This window comes from Sphaerospermopsis aphanizomenoides BCCUSP55 (assembly GCF_001586785.1).
Lineage (GTDB): Bacteria > Cyanobacteriota > Cyanobacteriia > Cyanobacteriales > Nostocaceae > Sphaerospermopsis_A > Sphaerospermopsis_A aphanizomenoides_A.
The window spans coordinates 1-3,205 of sequence record NZ_LUFH02000203.1 but is presented as its reverse complement, the minus strand read 5'-3'; the positions used below and the strand labels follow the sequence as shown (position 1 = coordinate 3,205).

The following is a 3,205-nucleotide window of genomic DNA, read 5'->3' as shown; positions in this document are numbered from 1 at the left end:
CAGTTATACAGGTACGTATTCAAGGAAAACAGAAATTTTTTATCCATTTTTTAGGATCACTAATGATAAATTACAAACAGTATAATTTATTATGGGTATAACAAATTAGGAATGATTAAATAGTAAAAATTTAAACTGATCTAGTCCAGTAAAATTCACAGATATAAAAATAATTTATTTAAAATTAGACTGATGGATGATTTTTTAACCGGATTTACAGTTTAATCGGTTGATGATTTTGATCATAAATTGTAGCAGTTCAGAGCAAAATTCTAAATCAGTAATAATTAAGGGCTGAATTTAAAAAGGTTGATTTTGGTGTGGAAACCAATAGCAGCAAGCTAAATTCCTTAGAGGAGATAACTAGGTGGAAGATAACAAAAAAAAAATTGCATCAACTTCTGCATCTATCCTAACCTTGGGAACAGGCTGGTTTCCCAAAACCCCAGGAGGATTGGAAAGGTATATTTATGAACTAACTCATAAATTAGCTAGAAATCAAGACCAGATAGAATTATGTGGAGTAGGTTTACCAACCGGACAAAAACATATACCTATTAAACTGACTAATTTAGCTGATCCAGATACTCCTATTTGGCAAAGATTGTGGTCAATTCGCACCAATTTTCAGAAAACCAGATGGGAACAACCAGACGCGATTAATCTACATTTTGCATTATATAGCTTTCCGATTTTGGATATTTTACCGAAAGAAGTACCAATTACTTTTAATTTTCATGGACCCTGGGCTTCGGAAAGTCAAGAAGAAGTAGTAGATCAGAAACTTAGTATTTGGCTGAAGTGGAAGTTGATAGAAAAAAATACTTATAACCGATGCGATCGCTTTATTGTTCTCAGCAAAGCTTTTGGCAATATTTTACATCAAAGATATCAAATTCCTTGGAGCAAAATTAATATTATTCCTGGTGGAGTTGATATTAATCACTTTCACAATAATTTATCTCGGCAAGAGGCCAGAATCAAATTAGGTTGGCCTACTGACAGACCAATATTATTCACATCTCGCCGCTTAGTATATCGGATGGGAATTGATAAATTATTGTCAGCATTAGCGATAATTAAACTGAGAATTCCTGATGTTTGGTTAGCTATAGCCGGTCGTGGACATATCCAAAATCTACTGGAACAACAAGTTAAAGAATTAGAACTAGAAAATAACGTTAGATTTTTAGGTTTTTTACCTGATGAACAGTTACCTATAGCTTATCAAGCTGCTGATTTAACAGTCATGCCTAGTCAATCTTTTGAAGGGTTTGGATTAGCAATTATCGAATCTCTCGCTTGTGGTACACCTGTTGTATGTACACCTGTAGGTGGAATGCCAGAAATTTTGCAAGGATTTTCACCAGATTTAATTACTGATTCTATTACAGTTGAAAGCATCACAGAAAGATTAGAACAGGTGCTGTTAGATAAAATTGTTTTACCTACCAGAGAAGAATGTCGTTCTTACACAGTTACTAATTATGATTGGACTAATATCGCTCAACAAGTAAGACAAGTAATTTTATCTTAAAAGAGTTATAAAGTAACCGCAGCCAAGCCCAAAGAAATAGAGAATCATGAAAATTTTGTTTTTAGACCAAAGTGGTAAACCAGGTGGTGCTGAGTTATGCTTAATAGATATTGCTAAACCCTATGCTAAAACTTCCCTGGTGGGTTTGTTTGCAGATGGTGATTTTAGAAAATTACTACAACAACATCAAATTCCTGTCGAGATTTTAGCAACTCAAAGTATTAAAGTTCGTAAAGATAGTGGTTTGTTAACAGCATTAGGTAGTTTAAGTCAAATCTTACCTCTCATCAATAAAGTAGTACAACGCGCCAGGGAATATGATTTAATCTACGCCAATACTCAAAAGGCTTTGGTTGTGGGTGCTATAGCCAGTTTTTTATCTCGTCGTCCCTTGGTTTATCATTTACATGATATTCTCTCTCTAGAACATTTTAGCCAAATTAATTTGAGCGTTGCTGTTACTTTAATCAATCAATTTGCATCCTTAGTAATTGCTAACTCCCAAGCCAGTAAACAAGCATTTTTGCAAGCCGGAGGAAAATCAGATCTTATTGAAGTTGTCTATAACGGTTTTGAATTAAATGATTATCAAATTCATGAACAAGATATTATAAATTTAAGGCAAGAATTAAACTTAGAAACTAAATTTATAGTCGGACATTTTAGCCGTTTGTCACCGTGGAAAGGTCAGCATATTTTAATTAATGCCCTGAAGCAATGTCCAGAAAATGTCACAGTTATTTTAGTAGGTGATGCTTTATTTGGTGAACAAGATTATGTGCAAGATTTACACCAAAAAGTTGCCGCATTAGGATTAGAAGATAGAGTCAAATTTTTAGGATTTCGTGCAGATATTCCCCAATTAATGGCAGCTTGTGATTTAGTGGCACACACATCAACAGCCCCTGAACCTTTTGGCAGAGTTATTGTTGAAGCTATGCTGTGCGGTAAACCGGTGGTTGCTGCTAAAGCTGGAGGGGTAATGGAATTAGTGGAACATGAAATTAATGGTTTTTTAGTCACACCAGGAAACCCACAGGAATTAGCAACAGTAATTAATATCTGTGTTCAAGAACCACTCACAACTGCGATGATTGCCAACAATGCTAAAATTAGCGCCAGTTTGCGTTTTGATGTGAATATTATTAACCAGCAAATTGCTCAATTACTGCAATTGTTGGCGCATAGTAGATAACAGGTGATAGGAGACAAAAAGCAATAAATCATGCCAATGCATTATGCCCCATCTCCCCACACCCTTATTTCTGACTACTGCTTTATGCTGCTTCCCGCCTTGAAGAATTAATATTCACCTCTGGAAATGTCAGCGAAAGTTGTTCGGAAGGGGGTACTGCTGCTTCCTCTAGAACTGTAACCTCGACCTTCACACTCACTAAATAACAACCTGTATCCGCCCCCACAGCTTCTGCAATTAATTTGGCGATGTCCGGGCGTTTTGCTGTTAGCGGGTCACGTAATATGTATCGGTCCCATTCGTGCTTGGCAGTTGGATTAAGATTGAGAATGTAATGCTTCATCATAGAATTATCCATTGAATCCATCTTCCAGAAGGCTTTTTGAGAGTGGACGCTATAAGGGACTTCCAACTAAAAAAATATTCCATCGTTTGGGTGTCAGCAGGGGAAGCAGGGGGCGCAGGGGGCGCAG

3 protein-coding genes are annotated in these 3,205 nt (G+C 36.3%); 2 read left to right on the top strand and 1 reads right to left on the bottom strand.

Going from position 1 to position 3,205, the window contains the following annotated elements; all coding sequences use genetic code 11:
* The first annotated feature begins 367 nt into the window (after window positions 1–367).
* Window positions 368–1,537 (top strand): glycosyltransferase family 4 protein, encoded by a 1,170-nt coding sequence (locus A0J48_RS26220; RefSeq protein WP_200327504.1) that lies wholly within the window; start codon window positions 368–370, stop codon window positions 1,535–1,537.
* 46 nt (window positions 1,538–1,583) lie between these two features.
* Window positions 1,584–2,732, top strand: a complete 1,149-nt coding sequence (locus A0J48_RS26215; RefSeq protein WP_200327503.1) for a glycosyltransferase — start codon at window positions 1,584–1,586, stop codon at window positions 2,730–2,732.
* Between the two features lie 82 nt (window positions 2,733–2,814).
* Here A0J48_RS26215 and A0J48_RS26210 read toward each other — a convergent pair whose 3' ends face one another.
* Window positions 2,815–3,078, bottom strand: a complete 264-nt coding sequence (locus A0J48_RS26210; protein WP_200327502.1) for a hypothetical protein — start codon at window positions 3,076–3,078, stop codon at window positions 2,815–2,817.
* Window positions 3,079–3,205 lie beyond the last annotated feature (127 nt).